The sequence below is a fragment of the Candidatus Clostridium helianthi genome, assembly GCF_045310795.1.
GTDB classification, from domain to species: Bacteria; Bacillota; Clostridia; order Clostridiales; family Clostridiaceae; genus Clostridium; species Clostridium helianthi.
On the sequence record NZ_JBJIAB010000002.1, the window covers coordinates 89,559 to 111,660 of the forward strand.

Below are 22,102 nucleotides of genomic sequence, written 5' to 3' on the forward strand. Positions count from 1 at the left end.
CTTTTTCTGTACTATATTAAAATTATTAAGTTGTATATAGTTCTAAAACTTCTTGCTTAATATTTTCCCAATCCCTTGATTTAGCAGTTTCTAAGCCATTTTTAATTAAATTTTCACGCAAAACCATATCTTCACAAACTTGGTTTATAAATTCAACAGCCATATCAATATTACCTTGTTCATACAATAAACAATTCTCTTTATGAACAAGATATTCTATATTCCCCTCATTAGGAGCAACAATCGAAATACCTCCAGTTGCCATCATCTCCAAAGGTGGATATGAAAAACTTTCTAAAATACTTGATTTAATTAGTATATGACACTGTTTGTACACATCAGCTACTTTTTCATTAGGAACTCTATGTAAAAACTTATCAACATAATAAAACTCCTTTGGTTTTCCTTGATAAGACATATACCATATTTCAAATTTATTCTTATCTAATTTATCAATTATCTTAAAACTTTCATCTACATTTTTATAATAGTCATCACTATTTCCTTCTACTAATATTCTTATTTTTTTTCTAGTAAAATCTCTTTCAACACTAGTAAACCTAGATAAATTTATGCCATTAGGTGCAAACTTACATTCTTTTTCATAATCTGATTTTAACCACTCTTCACACCATTTAGAAATAGTTATATATTTAATATCATGATTATCACAATATGTTGAATTAGCCTTTAATTTAAAATATTCACCATCTTCATAAAAATTTGTTTCAAAGTTTTGTACTATGTAATATTTCTCCCTAATATGGGGATACAACAATAAAAAGTCTAGTGTAGCCCAAAGAGTAGCAACACATTTATCAAAGCTTCCATGAATAGCCACTTCATGTTTAGAAAAACATAATATTTCTTTTCCTTCATATTGAAGATTTTTATTTTCAAATCCTTCATTTATAATTAGTACATCAAATCCAGCTTCTTTTAAGATAAGGCAATGCTTCAAAACCACTAATACACCACCACTCGTTTGCACAGATGGTAATACAAAGGCTATATTAGGCTTCATTTTGCTTCTAATGTATTTTGTAAAATGATGTGCAGTATATGTAGTAATGCAATTTTTATAAGTATACTTATATGCATTTTCTGCTATTTGTTTTCTATAATCAGAATTATTAATTAATTTAGTTAAAGCTTCATACCATTCTTCATTATTAGAACATAAAAATCCTGTTTCTCCATGAGAAATCATTTTCTTCATAGCGCCAACGTTACTTGCTACTGTAACAACCTTAACCAAACTAGCTTCAACCCATTTATTTTCAGATTTTGCCTCATTAAATACACTTTGTTCAACTGGTGCAATATTAATATCCACACTAGCAATTAGCTCAGGAAGCCTCTGCCAATCAACAAAAGGATTAGCAATCACTCTATCATTAAATGGTTGTAATTCATTTGGTATATCTAATTCACCTATAATATGCAACTCTACATTAGAATTTTCCTTCATTATCCTGTTTATAACAGGTAATATCATTGTAAAATCATCATTATGAGTTATGCTTCCACTGAAATAGCCAACTTTTATTGTATTTTGGCTCTCAAATTTCTTTTGTGCTAAAATAATTTCTTTTTGTTCTTTTTTATTTTTAGCCAATTTAATATCCTTGAAAGGCAATATATCCCTGCTATAAACAGCATTATTTGAAAGTTCAACCATCCTATTAGATGCCGTATTTCTGTTGATATAAACTTCTGGAACATAATTTTTTAATTCCTTAGCTAGCCTTTCAGTTGTAGTTATAGCACTGTCACACATACATAGTGTTTCTTTCATTCTGTTTACACCACTATCGTAATTCGCTTTTTCTTCCGGACTTAAAGTTTTTAAATACTTAATAGAATCTGTATATTTAGTATCAATAACAAGATCATCAATATCAAAAATAACAGTTTTATTATGTTGTTTTGCAAGCTTAATAAAATCCCTAATAGTATCTGTAATCGGACATCTAAAAAATATAAAAACTCTATAATTTCTTATTAAATTTAAAGAAACATCTTCATAGAAAATCTCGTCAGACAACATTCCTCCAGCTAACAGTTGCTCTCTTTGATGAGAAACTCTATATCTTGATGGATGTGGTAAAAAACAGCCATTAATAAATAATACATCAAGAAACTGTTTATCCAAACCACTTTTTCTTTCAATGTTTCTACACTTTTTAATATAATTTATAATTTTTTTAATCAGAGTTTTTAATCCATCATTCTTTAGAGTATCAGTACTCTTTTGTATAAGCATTTTTAAACGTTCCATAAACACCACCTAAAACCCTTTTCCTTTTAATTTTTTTATACAATCTAATATATCTCTTAATGGTTTAGTAATTCTCCAAATTGTACTATTAGAAATACTATTATACATTAATAAAATATCGTTTTTTTCTTTATCAAGTTCATTAATAATAACTAATGAATCTGCATTTTGTTTTCTTAATACTTGGCATTCATTATTTGACTCTTCTATTTGTTTATAAAGATAATTTTTCTCTTCACTTAGCTTTCGTATTTGTTCTTTATAATTATTACTTTCTGTTTGTAATTGATTATTAAGAGAAATGTAATTCGAAATTTTATTACATTGTTCACTTAATTGCTCAGTCTTAGCATGACAATCTTGAATACACAAAAAATACTTTTCAGCAGATTTCTTTAATGAAAATCCCTTTTTATCTAAAATTAATTGCAATCTCTTGTCTGATTTATTTAATAGTATTTTTTCGTCTATATTTAATTTATTTATATAATACCTAAAATTCTTTAGATAAATTTCCTCTATATTTGGTTCACTGCATCTCCATAATAAATACTGAGCATCATTTATGAATGTAAATGGAATCATATATCCAAATAATACAAAATTGAGGAATTTATTAATATTTTTAAATTCGCTTTTATCATCAAAATCTTTAAGGTTACAAAATTGATATGGTGACTTTCCTAAGTTGTAAACTTTCTTTCCTAACAACATGGCTTCAAATGCCATATTAGATGAGATATTTGCAATACTTTCACATTTTAATATAAACTCCAAAGATGATCTTGAATCATCAAAATTCCACTTATTATCCAATTCTCCTTTTAACTGTTTTTTTAACGGATCAGCTGGGTGCAATCTAAACAATATATCTTTCACATCAAAATTTTCGACAGTTTTAGTTAAAAGTGTATTACTATCACAATTGTTTCGAACTATATCAAAATAATTTTTTTTACCTGACGATACTACTCCAATTTTAAATTCTGGTTCTCTTTCTAATAAATATACATACTCCAAATATTCCCTATCTAAAAATAATGCTAAAAGTTCTTTATTTGATAACATGGGTAAATCAATATTCTTTTTAGCAAAATCATAATACTGTTCCTCTAAGCTATTTACTGTATGGACACCTTTAAAATCAAAGTAACCTAAATGAAAATAGTTATATTTTCGTACAGGTGCCAATTCGAGATGTATAACTTTTATGCCATGTTTATCTGCAACTTTCTTTAAGCTTTCACTGGTATTCCAATTTAAAAAAGCTGTTATTTTTCTTTCATACTTCTTTTCTATTTTTAATATTGTCTCATCTAAAAAAGCTTCTAATTCTAAGTTCTCTCCTATTAAATAATTAATATAAGCACTTTCTTCTGACCCATATTTATTTATAATAGTATTGCTTATACTCTCTGGAATAAAATATTTATCTATATACTTATCTTGTTCTTCACGAAAACAAATAACATCTGTCCAATTATGTTGTGGCTCATCTAAAAAAACTTTATTATTAACAAAATGATCATGAATAGAAAAATCATATCTTTCTTGAGCAATAATAGGATAGTCATATTTACAACAAAATGATGTAAATTTATAATATACCCAATCCAATTCAAATCTTTTTTCAGGGTTGAGACTAAAAACAAATGGTACTATCATATTTACGCCCCCTATATCTTATTAAATTTAATTTGATGTTATCCTTTTTCATATTCATCACATATTTCCTTAGTACCTCCGCACATTTTAACTGTTCCATTTTCAAGCCAAACCACTTTGTTGCACATTTCCCGAATTTGGCTTAAACTATGTGAAACGAAAAGCACAGTTGTACCACCACTCATAAGTTCTAACATCCGGGCCTTACTTTTTTCCTGAAACTTATCATCCCCTACTGCTAAAATTTCATCAACAATCAATATTTCCGGATTTACTACAGTTGCAATAGAAAAAGCTAACCTCATAAGCATACCAGATGAATAATTTCTAATAGGTACATCAATAAACTTTCCCAATTCAGAAAATGCCACTATTTCATCATACTTTTCTAGCAAAAATTCTTTTGAATACCCTAATATTGCTCCATTTAAGAAAATATTCTCCCTACCAGTTAAATCATGGTCAAACCCAGAACCTAGCTCAAGCATTGGTACAATATTTCCATCTACCGTAATCGCTCCCTTTGTAGGTTTTAATATTCCAGATATAACCTTTAATATAGTGCTTTTTCCGGCACCATTTCTTCCTATGATACCGACAACTTCGCCTTTATTAACTTCAAAGCTCACATTCTTTAAAGCATGAAATTCCTCATATTTCAACTTTCCCTTTATAAAGCTCATAAGATATTCTTTTATACTTTTTATTCTATCATATGACATTTTATACGTCATACATACATTATCAACTTTTATCATTCTTACTACCTCTTTATAAATTTAATACAAATTTGTCTTGGGTTTTCTTAAACACTAATGCTCCAATTAAAAGAGTTGCCAATGAAAAAACTATACAGTACAAATATGCAATTGGTTCAGGTGATACTCCTTGTAGGATAGTAATTCTTATAAATCTAATAAAATGGTACATTGGATTTATTTTTAAAATAAAACTAAATTTATCTGGAATAATAGTTTCAGGATAAAATAATGGTGTTGCATACATCCATAACAAACTTACTACATTCCATAAAAATTGAGTATCTCTAAAAAAAACCATAGCAGAAGACAAAATAAATGCCATACCTATACAAAATAACAGAGTGCAAATAAGCCCAAATGGCATAAGGAGTATTGAAAAAGTTATCTTTGTGCCTGTAATCAACATTACAAATAATAAAGGTATTAAAGATAGTAATAAGTTAATTACAGATGAAAATACTCTAGATATCGGATAAATGTATTTAGGTACATAAACTTTTGTTATCAAAGATGCATTGCCTATTATAGACATAAGTCCCATTCCACAAGCTTCTGAAAAAAAGTTAAATACAACCACACCAGATAATAAATATACTGGAAAATTAGGTATATCGCTTTTAAATACTGTAGAAAAAACTATGTATTGTACAAGCATTGTAAGAAGTGGATTAAAGAAACTCCATAATATTCCTAGTACAGAACGCTTATACTTTGTTTTGAAATCTCTTTCAACTAGTTGGCGTAATAAAAATTTATATTTTACAAATGCCGTAATTATATTAAGACTTAAACTCTGTTTTTCATTTTTTTGTTTCAACATCAAATTAATTATATATGTTATTAATAAAAGAAGTCCTGCTACAAATATAAACCAATAATATTCTCCAAACCACAATTTTTCACCGCATTCAACTGAAAATGATAAATTATTCTGATTTAACTTTCCATTTATATAAAGCGGAAAGTTGTTAGTGTCTTTTGCAGTATATAATGTAACAGAATTATTACTATCAGATATATCAGAAGTTATAATTAATGCTAATTCTTTTCCTTTAACACCATTTATCCTATCTTTGATGTTAAGAAAGAAATCACTATTGTCTTTTAGATTAGAAACATCTACTACTTGATTAAATAAACTACTTCCACTTTGTTTATCTATTAAATTAACAAATAAATTTCCTTTATTTATACGTGCATAAGTAGCCACTTTTAAACTAATTCCATTTATAATATCAGCATTTACTGAAAAATCTTGCTCGATCTTAGTATTATTTAATATTTCCCCTACTGGAGAATCCACAATTTGATACGATAAGCTGCTATTACTTTTACCTATGCGAAGTTGTTCTCCACCTATAAAATAGAATAATGTTCCTACAATTAAATAAAATGTGGTTAATATAATACTAATTTTTTTTATATTTATCTTCCCTTTCATTTCTTTCTCCTCTTAATTCTATCAAATATCTGTCTAATGCATCCTCCCATATTGGTAAAATTTTAAATTCTGCATCCATAAGACTTTTTTTTGAAAGCCTTGAATTTAAAGGTCTTACAGCCCTTGTTGGATATTCCTTAGTTGGAATAGAATTTATTAAGCAATTTAAATTCGCCTTTTTCATAATCGTACTAGCAAACTCTGCCCATGAACAAAAACCTTCATTAGTTGCATGATATACTCCATATTTTTCACTTAAAGCCATATCACATAATAGTGAGGCTAAATCTACCGTATATGTAGGACTTCCTATTTGATCAGCTACAACATTTAATCTTTCCTTTTCCATACCTAATCTAAGCATTGTTCTGATGAAATTATCACCATTTACTCCAAAAACCCATGATATTCTAATTATAAAGTATTTATCTAAAATTTCTTGTACTTTTAACTCTCCTTCATATTTAGTCTTTCCATAAACAGAAAGTGGTCCTATACTTCCGTCTACTTCGAAAGGAATATCTCCTTGACCATTAAATACATAATCTGTAGATATGTAAATCATTTTAGAATTTATTTTCTTACAAGCATTTGCTATGTTTTCTGTTCCCAATACATTAACATTATAACAAATTTCCTTTTCATCTTCTGCTCTATCGACAGCTGTATATGCTGCACAATGTATAATACATTGTGGCTTTAAATTTAGAATATACTCATAAACATCGTTACTATTTGTAATATCTAAATCTTCTCTTCCAATTCCTAAACATTCAATATTTCTTTTATTTAATTCTTTTATAACATCAAATCCTAGTTGCCCATTGGCTCCAGTAACTAAAATCATATTTTTTCACTCCTATAATATCCCTTTTTTAGTCAAAGCAACAATATATTTAAATATAAACTCTGGTAAAAAAGGTAGTATAAACTCCACTAGAATGGAGATCTTATGAAATCTTCTGTACTTTATCATAATTTTCAGATCATTAATTGATGGATTATTGAAATACCTTTTTCTGGCTCTAATCCATAGTAAGCACTTATATATTTCTTCCTTAACTTCTTGTTCGTCTACTAATCTTTTTTGCAACGATGTAAAACACTCAAGAAACTTTTCTATCCTCATATTATAATATGTCTTTTTATCACTTATTCCCGCTAAGATTCCAGTTTGGTTAAAACTATGTTGCCTATATCTTACCAGACTTTTATCTATAAAATCTATTTTCCCGTTTAATGCTGCTATAATAGCAATCCATTGATCATGAATTAAAGTACTTTCAAATGGTATTGCTTCATATGCTATATCTCTTCTAACCATCATTGCACAACCAGTAACAAAATTAGTTATTAATAGTTCCTTGGCAAGACTATATCCCGATTTAAACTTATGCCTTTTTCTTATTTCTGTTATGCTATCCGCCGTTTTTTTACTATATTCATCGATTATAGAAAGATCGCTGCACGCGAGGGTTACATCTTTATCTAAAAATCTTTCTACCATTATAGTTATTTTGTCATTTTCCCAAATATCATCTTGATCACAATACGCAAACAATTCTCCATTCCCCATTTTTGTAAGTTCTTCAAAAGCCTTATTAGATCCCGTATTCTCAAGACCTTTCACTATCGCATATGGAAAACTTGTTATATGCTTTTTTATTAATTCTTCACTAGTAGGAAACTCAGGGCAATCATCATAAACTAATAGTTCTATATTTTTATAAGTTTGCTCATTTAAAGAAATCAGCTGTTCAATAAACCATACTTCATTGGGCTTATAGACAGCTAATAATATAGACACTAAAGGTTTATCTGTTTCCATACATTTTCTCATAATAGTTTTTATATTCACCACTGATTATATTTTCCCACCAAGACTTATTATCTAAATACCATTTAATAGTCTTTTTAATCCCTTCGTCAAAGTTTGTTGCTGGAAGCCAACCAAGTTCATTATGAATTTTAGTAGGGTCTATTGCATAACGCATATCATGCCCTTTACGATCTGTTACATATTTAATTAACTCTTCTGATTTTCCAAGTTCTCTTATGATTGTTTTTACTACTTCTAGATTGGTACGTTCGTTATGTCCACCTATATTGTAAACTTCTCCAACTCTTCCATTATGAATTATTAAATCAATTGCTCTGCAATGATCTTCAACATAGAGCCAATCACGTACATTTTCTCCAGTCCCATATACAGGCAATTCCTTATCATTTAATGCATTTGCTATCATAAGCGGAATTAGTTTTTCTGGAAAATGATATGGTCCATAGTTATTTGAGCATCTTGAAATTGTAACTGGCAATCCATATGTTCTATGATATGCACCAACTAAAAGATCTGCAGATGCCTTGCTTGATGAATATGGACTTGATGTGTGTATTGGGGTTTCTTCTGTAAAGAAAAGATCTGGTCTATCAATAGGTAAATCTCCATAAACTTCATCTGTAGATACCTGATGATATCTCTTTATACCATATTTTCTACAAGCATCCATAAGAACAGCCGTACCCATAATATTAGTTTTTAAAAATATTTCTGGATTCTCAATAGAACGATCCACATGACTTTCAGCTGCAAAATTAACCACCATATCTGGATGTTCTTTTTCAAACATATCATATACTGCATCTCTATCAGCTATATCTATTTTATAAAAGCTAAAATTAGAATTATCCTTAACTGATACGAGTGTTTCCATATTTCCAGCATAAGTTAACGCATCTACGCAGATAATTTTACAATCTTTATATTTATTAATCATATAGTGAACAAAGTTACCGCCTATAAACCCTGCTCCACCTGTTACAACTATTTTCATTTTCCACACTCCATTTTCAATGTGCAATTGAAATTTGACAATCGACTATTTAGGATTAAATTCCATTGAACTTCTTAAATTTAATTTTTCAGAAAAACTACAAGCTTTCCACCCTACATTGCCAATTGTACGTTATCAACTGTCAATTCTTTAAGTCTATTATTAATTATTTGTTATATATAAATGTACAATCACTATATTTAAGTAATGGTGCTTTTTTATCTTTTTCAGAAAGGATAGGATTTTCTATTCCCCATTCAACACCAATTTCAGGGTCATCAAATTTTATACTTCTATCGCTTTCGTGATTATAATAATTATCAGTTTTATAGACAAACTCAACATTATCAGTTAATGTTAAAAATCCATGTCCAAAGCCTCTAGGTATAAATAATTGCTTTTTGTTTTCTGCTGACAGCTCCACTGCTACCCATTCTTTGTATGTAGGTGATCCTTTTCTTAAATCTACAGCTACATCTAATACAGCTCCTTTTACACATCTCACTAACTTAGCTTGAGCATTTTCACCATTTTGAAAATGAATTCCTCTAAGTATCCCTTTACCCTTTGAATATGATTGATTATCTTGACAAAAGTCACAAGCAATTTCTGGTGTTTTTATTCTAGAGTAAGTTTCCATAAACCATCCTCTTTCATCTCCAAAAACTTGTGGTTCTACTATATAAACACCTTCTAATTTTGTTTTTATTAAATTCATTATGTATCCCTCTTTTCAATGTGCAATTAGCAATTAATAAATAACTTTATTATCTGCAACATTCTTCAAATGCTGTCCATAAGGACTCTTTCCATATTGCTCTGCGCTTTTAAGTAATGTTTTCTTATCTATCCAGCCATTTTTATAAGAAATCTCTTCCAAACAAGCTATCTTAAGTCCCTGCCTAGTTTCAATTACTTTTACATATTCTGAAGCTTCTGTTAAACTATCTACTGTTCCAGTGTCAAGCCATCCATATCCTCTTCCAAGGGTTATTACATCTAAGTTTCCTTGTTCAAGGTAAATTTTATTTAAATCTGTAATCTCTAATTCTCCCCTTTGAGATGGCTTTAAAGTTTTTGCATATTCACATACTTTATTATCATAAAAATAAAGCCCTGTTACAGCATAATTAGATTTTGGATTATCTGGTTTCTCTTCCAATGATACAGCTTTTCCATTAATATCAAATTCTACTACACCAAATCGTTCTGGATCATCTACATAATATCCAAAAACTGTTGCACGACCTTCATTTTCTACTGCCTTTTTCAAATGATTTTTGAGTCCATTTCCATGAAATATATTATCTCCAAGAATCATTGCACAATTATCATTTCCTATAAACTCTTCTCCCAAAACAAAAGCCTGAGCTAGTCCATCCGGAGATGGTTGAACTTTATAAGATAAATTGATTCCATATCTAGATCCATCACCTAATAACTTTTCAAAATTAGGTAGATCATTAGGTGTTGAAATTATTAATATATCCTTGATTCCTGCTAACATTAAAGTTGATAATGGATAATAAATCATAGGCTTATCATATACTGGTAATAATTGTTTTGAAGTTACCATAGTTAGTGGATAAAGTCTTGTCCCGCTTCCACCCGCAAGTATTATACCTTTTGTCAAAATCATCACTTCTTTCATTGAGCCTTAATTTTATATTTAAATTTTAAAATATGCATGATTTATAATAATCTATACAATGTTTACTTTCCAAGTTTTTAACTTAATAACAAATTATAAATAATTAACTTAATTTAAAATTATACATTTTTTCACATTCTATCCCCAATTTTATCACATTCTACAATATAAATAAACGGATTTTACAATATTTATGCACTGGTACTTATTTCAGCTAATACATAATTTTAATATGTAAGGCTCAAAGTAAAACCTATGCTTTATTGCAAACTTTCTGACAAAATGTTATCATACAGCTAATAGTAAGATTTAATGATATTGCAAAAAGGATGGATAGAAATGATAAAGGAAAACCAAAGTCTTTTAAATAAAGTTAATGCCACTTCAGATATTGTAATCTTGTTTATCTCAATGACTTTAGGATATTTAATTCGTTTTTATGTATTTTCACCTGATACAGATTACATTAAATTAATTACATATATAGAATTTTCTGTTGTTATAATTCCAATAAATCTTATTACTTTTAACCTTTTTGACTTATATCATTCTTTTAGAACAACTTCATTTATAAAAGAATGTAATAAAATTATAAAGTCAAATACTGTTCTTACAGCTATCTTGTTATCACTATTATTTATATTTAAATTAGTACATATTTCAAGATTAGTTATAGTTATTTTTTATTTTGTAAACATAATGCTAGTTATAGTTAAAAGATTTCTTTTAAGAAGAATTCTATCAAGGATGAGAACTAATGGTATGAACTTAAAACACGTTATAATCGTTGGTGCTGGCGAAGTTGCAAATGAATATCTGAATGTCATAAAAAGTAATAAAAGCTTCGGATATAATTACTCTGGTTATGTAGCGAATAATTCAAATTTTGAAGGTGAAAAACTAGGAGAATATAGAGATTTATGCAATGTCTTAGATAAATATAAACCTGATGAGGTAGTTTGCGCATTAGATATTTCTGATGCAAAACATATTGAAAAAGTAGTATCTGATTGTGAAAAAAGCGGAACCAAGATTTCCATAATACCTTTCTGCTACAAGTACATACCAAGTCAGCCTTACATTGATCAGATTGGAAATATACCTCTAATAAATCTTAGAAGAATACCTCTAGACAATTTAGGAAATGCTTTTATAAAGAGATCTTTAGATATTATATGTTCTCTTGTTTTAATAATATGTACAAGTCCTATAATGCTTATTACTTCAATTATTATCAAGCTAACTTCGAAAGGGCCTATAATATTTAAACAACAACGTGTTGGATTAAATAAAAATTTATTTACTATGTATAAATTTAGATCTATGAGGGTCAACAACGAAGAAGAGACAGGATGGAGTACTAATAATGATCCAAGAAAAACCAGGTTTGGATCTCTTATTCGCAAATTTTCCATTGATGAATTACCACAGTTTTTTAATGTTCTTAAGGGGGATATGAGTTTAGTAGGTCCTAGACCTGAGCTTCCTCACTTTGTTGAAAACTTTAAGGATGAGATTCCGCTTTATATGGTTAAACATCAAGTAAAGCCTGGAATAACTGGTTGGGCACAGGTAAATGGTTATAGAGGCGATACATCAATAAAAAAGCGTATTGAATTTGATATATATTATATTGAAAATTGGAACATATTAATGGATATAAACATATTATTCAGAACTGCCTTTAAAGGATTTAAGAATAATGAACAGATTATAAAACATAATAATCCTAAAAATATTGAAAATAACGGAGTTCAATTATGAAAAAAATACTTTTTATAGCATCAACACTATCACATATAGAAAACTTTCATATCCCTTATTTAAAGAAATTTAAAGATCTCGGGCATAGTGTTCATGTTATGGGAAAACTAAATAATAAATCTGAAATCTTATATGCTGATAAAATTATATCTGTTCCTTTTGAAAAAAGTATGTTTTCACTTAAAAATTTCTATTTATCTTTAAAAATAGCAAAGATAATTAACAATAATAATTACGATATCATAATTATTCATACATCTCTGGCTGCTTTTTTTGCAAGGTTTGGAATAATACTATGCTTAAAAAAGCCTAGGCTAGTAGTTAACACAGTTCATGGTTATCTATTTGATTACAATAGTTCCTTTTTTAAAAAACATATTATGATCTTAGCAGAAAAACTGACCAAGTGCGTTACAAACATTATTATTGTTATGAATTCATTAGATTATGATATTGCTAAAAAATACAACTTATATAAAGATAATTTATATTTAATTAATGGGATGGGAATCGATCCAGACTCATTTCCATCCATTTCATCTAAATGTAAGGTTGCTCTTAGAAATAGCCATAACTTTTCAGAAAAAGACTTTATTTTAATTTACGTTGCTGAATTTTCCAAAAGAAAGAACCAAAAATTTCTAATAGATTCAATGAATAAACTAATTAGAGAAGGCTTTTCAAATATAAAACTGCTTTTTCTTGGTGATGGGCAGTTTTTAGATGAGTTAAAGCTATACACTCAGAGCTTAAGTATTAATGATAATGTTTTTTTTGCTGGCTATACTAAAGACACTTGTACATATTATCAAATGTCTGACATATGTGTTTCTTCAAGCCGTATTGAAGGATTACCTTTTAATATTATGGAAGCAATGTCTGTTGGACTGCCTATAGTAGCTTCAAAAGTGAAAGGACATATAGATTTAGTCATACCAAATGAAAATGGATTTTTATTTAACTACAATAATATCGACGAATTTTGCTCCTATATAAAAAACATCTATAAAAGCACAGATTTGCAATATAGAATGCATATTAAAAGCATTGAATTATCAAAAAAATACTCTTTAGACTCTGTATTATCTAATACTGTCCGTATAATATTAAACGAATATGATCTGCACTTATAAAAATGAGAATTATTATTTTTGAAATTAAACCGAAAATAATAATTCTCATTTTTATATTCTTTTAATTTTTAGTTATGTTAGAAGAAGTACATACTAGGCAAAAAATTCGAATTGCATATTGCTTCACTATAATTAACAATTACATTTTACTGTACCTTGATTTCTTTTAGCAAAAGAACTTAATTGCACTTCCCTTGTTCTTTACTGGTTTATTGCAATAGACTTTTCGGAATGCTATAATATTACATATTAACATTTGTAAATTACAAAAATAAAAATATTAGGATGTGTAGAAAATGACAAATTCCAGAAACAATTCTAATGAAAAGTCCTTTAACTTTTTTTTACCTATTGCATTTATATTAAGTATTGTACCTATAATAGTTCGAGTAGCAGCTGTTAAACTTGATGAAAATGCAATTAAAATATGGGGTGTTGCAGTTAAAACAGATTTGTTTTCTCAAAGAAAAGCTCTTCTTTTAATGATATTTTCCATTATATTAATTATCACTTGTGTTATTTTCTTCAAGAAAATATTCAGTAGAAAAGATAAGTTAGTTAACTATATTCTAATCGCATGTGGCGTATTTACACTTTTTACATTTCTATCTGCAATATTTTCAAAATATAGCCAAGTATCCTTTTGGGGAATATTTGATAGAGCTGAAGGGTTTATAACTATTGCTTGTTACATAATTCTCTTTTTATACTCACTTTATACTTTTAAAACTACTAATAATTATAAGTATATTATTACTCCGCTTTTGATTCTAGTATTTATCAATTCATTTTTAGGCCTTTTCCAATATATCGGACAAGATTTAATCAAAACCTCCTTAGGTGCTTCTATCGCGGGTGCTAGTTCAAATTCAGGCATAGATTTACTTAATGAAAAAGGGACTATTTATGGTACTTTAGCTAGTTATAATTACATGGGAAGTTTTGTATCAATTGCTCTACCTATTTTATTTTGTTATACAATTTTCGAAGATGATGTTATGTATAAAATACTATCATTTATTGGTACTCTTCTTTCATTTTGGCTTTTATTTGGAAGTACTGCACGTTCGGGAATTGTTGGTGTATTAGGTGCTTTAATATTTGGTATTATAATATTTTATAAACCTCTTATTAAACGTTGGAAAGGCCTCTTAATTGGTGTTGTCGCTTTAATTATATTGATAGTTGGTGCAAATTTTGCATCTAAAGGAAGTCTTTTTAAGAGAATACCTAGCTTAGCATCAGATGCTTTCAGTATTTTTAAAGATACTAGTGATTTTGATTATACAAATTATACTCCTGTAAAAGACATTAAGTATATTGACTCAACTACAGAAGTTGTATTACCTAATGATACCTTAAAAATAACTTATGAAAGTGGTAATCCTGTATTTAAAGATTTAAATGGTGAAGTTGTTCCATATTCCTTAAATGGTAAAGTATTATCAACAAATATTGAAGCTTTTAAAAATATCACATTTGCCTTTGGAAAGCTTGATAAGAAGTCAGTTATCAGCGACTCACTTCTCTTAAATATAAACAATCAACCAACTTTCCTATTCAAGTTAAATGACAACAAAATATTTCACTTAATAGATATGAGCACAAAGAATTATATTGATTTACAAACTCCCGAAACCTTTGGATTTAAAGGTAAAGAAAAGTTAGGATCTTCTAGAGGTTACATTTGGTCTAGATCTCTTCCTCTCATAAAAAATACTATGATACTTGGAACTGGTCCTGATACTTTTGTGTTTGACTTTCCACAAGGTGATTTAATAGGTAAATATTATGCTTATGATACTCCAAATATAGTAGTAGACAAAGCTCATAATCTTTATTTACAAATAGCAATAAATTACGGTGTAATTGCCTTAGTTGGATTTATAGCAATGCTGCTTATTTACATTATTGATAGTATAAAGCTTTATGCTCTTAAAAACAACTTTGAAGATAGAAATCAAGCTTTAGGTGCTATTACTTGCCTCGGTATCATAGGATACTTATTTGCCGGAATATTTAACGATTCAGTTGTAGGCGTAGCCCCAATATTTTGGATACTTTTCGGAGTTGGTATTGCAATTAACTTTATGAATAGAGAAAATCTTCGTAAGAAAAGTAATAAATAATAATTGTATCTTAATAGATTAGTATTAAATAACCAAGATGGAATACAGATTACTTCTTGGTTATTTTTTATTTGATTTAATTCTTCTATCATTGAAATCCAATAAATTTTGGAATGTTTATATTTTTCTAATATTCTATAACAAACTAAAATATATAACTAAGAAATATACAAATGTCAAATAAATTTTATTTAAGAATAGTACTTAAATATAGAAATATATGTCCATCCTTATTCTCTTTAGAGCTAAATTATTGAATGCAAATTATATATAGTAGATGTAGCAAATAATACTTTAAAGAGAATATATTAAAATGTATCTTACCAATACTCGATCACTATTTATAAAATCATTAATACAGTCTTTTTTCATAAATTAGAACTCTTAGCTTCCAATGCATAAGAAGTTTATCAATTGAATTTAATGAAAATAACACACAAATTCGTCCATTCTCTAATTTACAATGTTAGTTGTTAACTTAAAGATGATAGGTTCCAGCATACTACGATGTTTGTATTATAATCTTATGCAATTATACTTACCATAGCTTATTGGATATTAAAATACTTGCTTGCCAATAGAATTACATAAAAACACAAAAATATTAACAGGAAAGAAAGATAAAAACTTAATAAGAACATTTATATAAAATAAACTAATACAAAATAATTACAGTGAAATTTTATTATTACAAAACAATAAATATTATTGATAGGACATCTAAGAGTGGTTTTATGACTTGAAAGTAAGTCTAAAAATGGTCATTGTATAATTCACTACTAAGGCCTATTAATTTATTCAAGTTAACTATGATATAGCTGGATTTCTTAAATAAATTACCCGATAATAGCGACTCTGGATTTACAACATTGCAAAACAAGGCTGATACTAATATAAATATAGACAAAATATATATCCTAATCCTAAAACTCTAAAGAAGCTATTTTAATATATCTGGATGGGCATGAACACAATATAAGTGAATTAAATTATCTATTCTCTAAACAGGATTTAGCCCTATTTGTTATATCATATCTTACCCTGTGTTTATTGTCATAAAATCCTTTTATTCTCTCTAATATATCACAATTAACTTTTTACTTTCTAACCTTAATTGAGACTTAATCCATTAGAGTTTCAAATGTAAATTCATTATATAATATATGTTATAAATAAAAAAAGAACAAGGCTAAGCCTTGTCCTTTTTTATTTATCTAATAAGTTTAGATTAAAACTATCTAACCCAAGCTCCATTAGCTCCTACATAGTATCCATCAGGAGTAGTTGTGTTAGCTAACATAGCACCTGATCCATTTAAGTAGTACCAAGTTCCGTTGTCATTTAACCAACCAGTTTGCATAGCACCTGATCCGTTTAAGTAGTACCAAGTTGCTCCATCTTGAACCCAACCTGTAGCCATTGTACCATCAGCTTTTAAGTAGTACCAAGCACCACCGTCTTGTAACCATCCAGTAGCTTTAGTTCCATCAGCTTTAGTGTAAGTCCATCCTGCTGCAGTTTGATTCCAACCTGCTTTAGTTACAGGAGTAGTTGTTCCTTGATCATCATCTTTATTATCATCAGCTGATTTTCCTCCGATTAATGAATATACATCATCATCTTCGCTCCAAGCAACCATGTTATCTTTGTCGTAAACTGATAATTCATCGAAAGATCCATCTACTTTGTAAACTTTATCCCAATCATCAGTGTTATCGAATTTGTAGATATATCCACCATCTAATCTCCAAAGATTTCCGTCAACGTCTGTTTGAACAGCTGGTGTAGTTTTATCTTGAGCACTTACTTCGCAATCTTCTGAACTCTTATCTTCTTCATCAGCGTAGTAGTATCCACCTTTTGTCTTTAATGTATATGCATCAACAGTTACTTTTTTAGCATTACCATCAGCATTGTAAGCTATAAGTTTTCCATTAGCTACAGTATACTTAGTTGTAGCAGGAGCGCTTATGAATAAACCTTGTTGATCTAATTCATTTCCTGAGTCATTAGATAAAGCATAAGTAGTTACTGTTTTAGCATATTTAGCTCCATCAACATCACCAGAAGCTTGTGCTTTTGATATTTTTTGAATAGCTGGGAATGTTACTTCAGCAGTACCTGCACCAGTAAATACTGTTTTAGCGCCAATTTTAGATAAATCTACGCCATTAATTTCTGTTATAACACCATGACCTGTCTTAACAGTTACTTCTACAAGTCTGTAGATGCTATCCTTATCTTGTGTTAAAACAGCAGTTTGTGTAACACTTGCACTTACTTGGTCTTTTCCTGTGCTACCAGTACCAGCTGCATCATAAGTATCATTTGTGTTTTCTACAGTAACTTCTTTTTTAACATTATCAGCAGTTGTTGTAACTTTTACTTTTCCTAAGTTATAATCTGCATCAATGTAAGCACCATTTGTATCAGTATAAACATTGAAAACTTGCTTGTCTGATGCTAATGTATTTATTCCATTAACCTTGTCAGCTACAGCCTTTGCAGAAGCTTTGTATGTTGTAGCATACCAAGGCTTATCATATTTTGCTCCTCCGATTATAGCAAGAGCATCTTCATTTTTAACGCCTTCTGCATCACTTTCTAAATATCTATCATCTGTATCATCTTTGATTTTCTTTCTTAAAGCTGCAGCAGCATCGTCTGCTGTATCACCTTTAACGTCATCATCATTTACACTACCTTTATCTAAATCAACAGTGTAATCTCCATCTGATACGTCCAAGTATTTTTCTCCAAATAGAACTGCTTCATCTCCTGAATCAACATCTTCTAATTTGTTGAATTTTCCGTCAGCTACATAGTAAGCTTCTTCATCACTATTGATTTCTCCATCAACAAAGAATTTACCATCTTTGTATGCTACTGCATTGTATACAGTACCATCTTCTGAATCAACTTTCTTTACGTCTGCAGCATAAGCAGGTACTAAAGCCATAACTGAAGCAGCAGCTACTAATAAAGATGTAATTTTGTTTGCTCTTTTAAACATAATTTCTTTTCCTCCTAAATTTTAAAATTCAGATAAATTATAGCATTATTGTACAACTATGTAAAGTTATATAATAACTACTAATGTATATTCCTGTATAAATTACATGTAATTTATTACATATTTACATTAACTATAACATGATACCACATTACATAATGCTTGTACATAAAATGCTATTAACTTTCATAATTTACTGTTCTTCCTAGTATTTACTGTAATATCACTAAATAATACAATGCCAAAATTCACTTTGGGTACTTTTTTTAAAAAATATATAAATATATTTTTTTAGTCAATATTAGAAAATAAATTCATTAAATTCTAAGTTAACTAATATATTCAACTAAAATTGTATTATTAAGTTTTATATAGTTCTATTTTTATAATTTTGATCTACTTGGGTATAATTCATTTTAAATGAATACCTTCTATAACTACCCAAATAAACTTTCATTATACAATACAACTACTTAAATTCATTTTGGTACCTTTTTTCTTATAAATTTAATTTTTTCATTATTAATTACATACCGTTTATCCATATAATGTTCAATATTGAGAATTTGAAATATCACAACAGAGAAATTGGATACATATTTGTAAAATAGGCATTTGAAAATAAGCTGCTTAGGTTCTTAATGGGAGGTTGTTCCATTCAATGCTTGTCACACTGAAAGTGGGAACATGCAGTAATGGGCACAACCTGCCATTTAGAACCTTTCAGCGAAATTTTCATAGTCCTATGGAACAAATATGTATCCAATTTCGGCTAGGATTCTCACTACGCAACACTATCTACTAATTCAAAATTTTCTTCCTAATTATCTATTGTACCAAGCTCCATCTGATCCTAATTTATATTCGCCAATTGTTGTGTTATATGCCATAGATCCATCATTATTTAGATAATAATATTTACCATTATTTATGTCTTTAATCCATCCAATCTGCATTATTCCTTCTGAATCTAAGTAATACCAATTTCCATTTACTAACTGCCACCCTATTTTTCTAGCCCCATCATCGCCTAGATAGTACCACTTTCCATTATTATTCAGCCAACCTGTCGCCATATTCCCATCGGCTTGTACAAAATAGTTTTGTACCCAAGTATTTTTTACTGAGTTGCCTGTTGAATCTTTGTATTGCCATTTTCCATTAACTTGAACCCATTGACTTGTTTTAACTTCTTCTTGTTCACTGCTTTTAGAATTATTATTTGAATTATCTTTACCTCTAGTAATATTTAAAGTGTATACTCTTTCATTATCATCATCATCTTCAACTTTTATATCTATTACATTCTTCCCTTTATTTAAGGATACATCATCCTTAAATTTATCCTCTTTATCAACTTTTACTCCATTTATTTTTACCTTATAATCATCATATTTACCGCTATCGCAATCAGGCCTTGCACGTATTGTAATTTTACTTAAATCTTCTGGAACTTGCACATCATAATTATAAACTTTTTTTGAGAAATCTATATTCCCTCCCATTAACGTAATACTGCTTAAGTATACATTATCTGAATCTTCATCGTCATCATCATTTGATTCGGAGTATTTTACTCTAATCTTATATTCATTTACATAAGACTTATCGCTATATTTTACTGTTCCTGGGTCCCCGTTATATACTCTTACGGTAATAACATTTGTTCCAGATGATAAGTCAACATCCTCTCCAATATCTTTTCCTTCAGTATCTGATGATGCTTCTTCAAATACCCTTATATTATCTGAATCAACTCCATCTGCATCTATCTTTATTTCATCTGCTGAAGTCCTTCTAGTATAGTAAGTCTTTCCAGGCTGCACATCATCACTGTCTACCCTATGCTTATCTGTACAATCACTCTCACTATAAAGAGACATATTATCTCCGTTTGAATCTTCTACTTTTAAATTAGTTATTTTATTAGCTGCATAAGCTTTAGTGGTTAGCAGACCCAAATTAGCTGCTGGTGCAATTGTACTAACAGTATTTACCGCTAATATTATGGCTATTATTTTTTTCAAATTTTTGTTCATATATTCTCTCTCCTTTTAGGCATATGAAATAAAATAACAAGTTCAAAATACCATAGTTATTATTTTATTATGCCTTATATAAAATAATACAAAGAACGCCTATTTCATAAGCGTTCTTTATTTTTAACCTGATTAAAATTAAATTTATTTAATCCAAGCCCCATCAGCGCCTAATCTGTATACACCAATTTTAGTGTTATAAGCCATAGACCCATCGCTATTTAAATAATAATATTTTCCGTTCCTATCTTTTACCCATCCAGTCTGCATTCTTCCTTCTGAATCTAGATAATACCATTTTCCACTTGATTGTTGCCATCCAACTTTCTTAGCTCCATCTGTTCCAAAGTAATACCAGCTTCCATTAAGATTTAACCATCCTGTAACCATATTTCCATCAGAGTTTAAATAATAATTTTGTATCCAGCTATTCTTTACTACTTTTCCTTCTGCATCATTATACTGCCATATTCCATTTGTTTGTACCCATTTATTAGCTTTAACATCTTTACTTCCTGTATTTGTATTAGTATTAGTTGAGCTATTGTTTGTATTACTTGAAGAAACATTTCCTCTATTTATAATTAAAGTATATACTCTATCTTTATTATTATGTTCAATTTCTACTTTTATGATATTTTGACCCTTTTCCAAGTTAACAGTCCTCTTATAATTATCATCATAATCAGCATCTTCACCATCAATAGTAACATCGTAGTTATCATTTTCTGGTGTTGCTTTAATTGCTACTTGGTTTACATTACTATCTACATTATAAGTATACTTAGTTATTGAATTTGATAAATTTATAGTACTTCCAGCTATACTAAGTCTCTCCAAATAAATATCATCAAAATCCGTTTTATCTTCATCATCTTCTTTTACGTGCCTTACCTTAACCTCATATGTACTTTTAAGATCATACTCATCATCATCATGTTTATTATTTCTTACACTTTCACCATCTAGATCTTTCCCATATACCTTTATAATAAGATCAGTAACAACCGATTTATCTGTTAACTGAATATCATCTCCTACTTCTTTACCTTTAGTAGAATCTGAATTATCTCTAAATACTCTGACAAAATTATCATCTGGCCCGCTTATATCTACACTCACAGTTTTTGATGAAGTTTTAGCATAATATATTTCATCTTCATGGATATCTTTTTCCTTAACTCTATTCTTGTAGTCATTATCATCATACAGTTTTACATTATTACCATCACTATCATCTAATGATAAACTCTCTAGTGTGCCTTTATCATTAGTGGATGAAGCATAAGCCCTTGTAGTTAATAAATTTATTTTTGAAACTGGTGTTATCACTGAAATTGTTCCTATGGCTAGTACAATTGCAATCACTCTCTTTATGTTTTTACTCATAG

15 protein-coding genes are annotated in these 22,102 nt (G+C 28.8%); 3 read left to right on the forward strand and 12 right to left on the reverse strand.

All coding sequences use genetic code 11. The features are described 5' to 3' along the window. Positions 1 to 25: 25 nt before the first annotated feature. The 9 genes from ACJDTP_RS02115 to rfbA all read right to left on the reverse strand — a co-directional run bounded on the left by ACJDTP_RS02115 (position 26) and on the right by rfbA (position 10,621). Entirely contained in the window at positions 26 to 2,281 is a 2,256-nt protein-coding gene (locus tag ACJDTP_RS02115) for a glycosyltransferase (protein WP_406760352.1), read from the reverse strand. Positions 2,282 to 2,290: 9 nt separating this feature from the next. Then, complete coding sequence (locus tag ACJDTP_RS02120) at positions 2,291 to 3,946, reverse strand: GT99 family glycosyltransferase N-terminal domain-containing protein (RefSeq protein ID WP_406760353.1); 1,656 nt, start codon at positions 3,944 to 3,946, stop codon at positions 2,291 to 2,293. A 38-nt stretch (positions 3,947 to 3,984) separates the two neighbouring features. Then, positions 3,985 to 4,704, reverse strand: coding sequence for an ABC transporter ATP-binding protein (locus tag ACJDTP_RS02125; protein ID WP_406760354.1), 720 nt, complete (start codon positions 4,702 to 4,704; stop codon positions 3,985 to 3,987). A 13-nt stretch (positions 4,705 to 4,717) separates the two neighbouring features. After that, on the reverse strand, positions 4,718 to 6,148 hold the full coding sequence (locus tag ACJDTP_RS02130) for an ABC transporter permease (protein ID WP_406760355.1): 1,431 nt from the start codon (positions 6,146 to 6,148) through the stop codon (positions 4,718 to 4,720). Beyond that, positions 6,117 to 6,995, reverse strand: coding sequence for a dTDP-4-dehydrorhamnose reductase (gene rfbD / locus ACJDTP_RS02135; protein ID WP_406760356.1), 879 nt, complete (start codon positions 6,993 to 6,995; stop codon positions 6,117 to 6,119). Before rfbD ends, ACJDTP_RS02130 begins: the two co-directional genes overlap by 32 nt. 12 nt (positions 6,996 to 7,007) lie before the next feature. Further along, on the reverse strand, positions 7,008 to 7,976 hold the full coding sequence (locus ACJDTP_RS02140; RefSeq protein ID WP_406760357.1) for a glycosyltransferase: 969 nt from the start codon (positions 7,974 to 7,976) through the stop codon (positions 7,008 to 7,010). Beyond that, a complete protein-coding gene (rfbB, locus tag ACJDTP_RS02145) occupies positions 7,963 to 8,982 on the reverse strand; it encodes a dTDP-glucose 4,6-dehydratase (RefSeq protein ID WP_406760358.1) in 1,020 nt (339 codons plus the stop codon). The genes ACJDTP_RS02140 and rfbB overlap by 14 nt, the downstream gene beginning before the upstream one ends. Positions 8,983 to 9,148: 166 nt before the next feature. After that, positions 9,149 to 9,700 carry a dTDP-4-dehydrorhamnose 3,5-epimerase gene (gene rfbC / locus ACJDTP_RS02150; RefSeq protein WP_406760359.1) on the reverse strand — a complete coding sequence of 184 codons (552 nt, stop codon included), beginning with the start codon at positions 9,698 to 9,700 and terminating at the stop codon, positions 9,149 to 9,151. 33 nt (positions 9,701 to 9,733) lie between these two features. Continuing rightward, the gene (gene rfbA, locus ACJDTP_RS02155) at positions 9,734 to 10,621 is read right to left on the reverse strand and encodes a glucose-1-phosphate thymidylyltransferase RfbA (RefSeq protein WP_406760476.1); all 888 of its coding nucleotides are present in this window, start codon (positions 10,619 to 10,621) and stop codon (positions 9,734 to 9,736) included. A gap of 351 nt (positions 10,622 to 10,972) precedes the next feature. On the opposite strand from rfbA, the gene ACJDTP_RS02160 reads away from it, so the two are divergent. From ACJDTP_RS02160 to ACJDTP_RS02170, 3 genes are all read left to right on the forward strand, one after another. Beyond that, on the forward strand, positions 10,973 to 12,397 hold the full coding sequence (locus ACJDTP_RS02160) for an undecaprenyl-phosphate glucose phosphotransferase (RefSeq protein ID WP_406760360.1): 1,425 nt from the start codon (positions 10,973 to 10,975) through the stop codon (positions 12,395 to 12,397). Beyond that, positions 12,394 to 13,530, forward strand: coding sequence for a glycosyltransferase (locus tag ACJDTP_RS02165; RefSeq protein WP_406760361.1), 1,137 nt, complete (start codon positions 12,394 to 12,396; stop codon positions 13,528 to 13,530). The genes ACJDTP_RS02160 and ACJDTP_RS02165 overlap by 4 nt, the downstream gene beginning before the upstream one ends. Before the next feature lie 296 nt (positions 13,531 to 13,826). Next, positions 13,827 to 15,659, forward strand: coding sequence for an O-antigen ligase family protein (locus ACJDTP_RS02170; RefSeq protein WP_406760362.1), 1,833 nt, complete (start codon positions 13,827 to 13,829; stop codon positions 15,657 to 15,659). Between the two features lie 1,234 nt (positions 15,660 to 16,893). On the opposite strand, the gene ACJDTP_RS02175 is transcribed toward ACJDTP_RS02170, so the two are convergent. The 3 genes from ACJDTP_RS02175 to ACJDTP_RS02185 form a co-directional block, all read right to left on the reverse strand. Next, on the reverse strand, positions 16,894 to 18,672 hold the full coding sequence (locus tag ACJDTP_RS02175) for an N-acetylmuramoyl-L-alanine amidase family protein (protein WP_406760363.1): 1,779 nt from the start codon (positions 18,670 to 18,672) through the stop codon (positions 16,894 to 16,896). Positions 18,673 to 19,496: 824 nt separating this feature from the next. Continuing rightward, entirely contained in the window at positions 19,497 to 20,711 is a 1,215-nt protein-coding gene (locus ACJDTP_RS02180; protein WP_406760364.1) for an N-acetylmuramoyl-L-alanine amidase family protein, read from the reverse strand. Positions 20,712 to 20,855: 144 nt separating this feature from the next. Beyond that, a complete protein-coding gene (locus ACJDTP_RS02185; protein WP_406760365.1) occupies positions 20,856 to 22,100 on the reverse strand; it encodes an N-acetylmuramoyl-L-alanine amidase family protein in 1,245 nt (414 codons plus the stop codon). Positions 22,101 to 22,102: the final 2 nt, after the last annotated feature.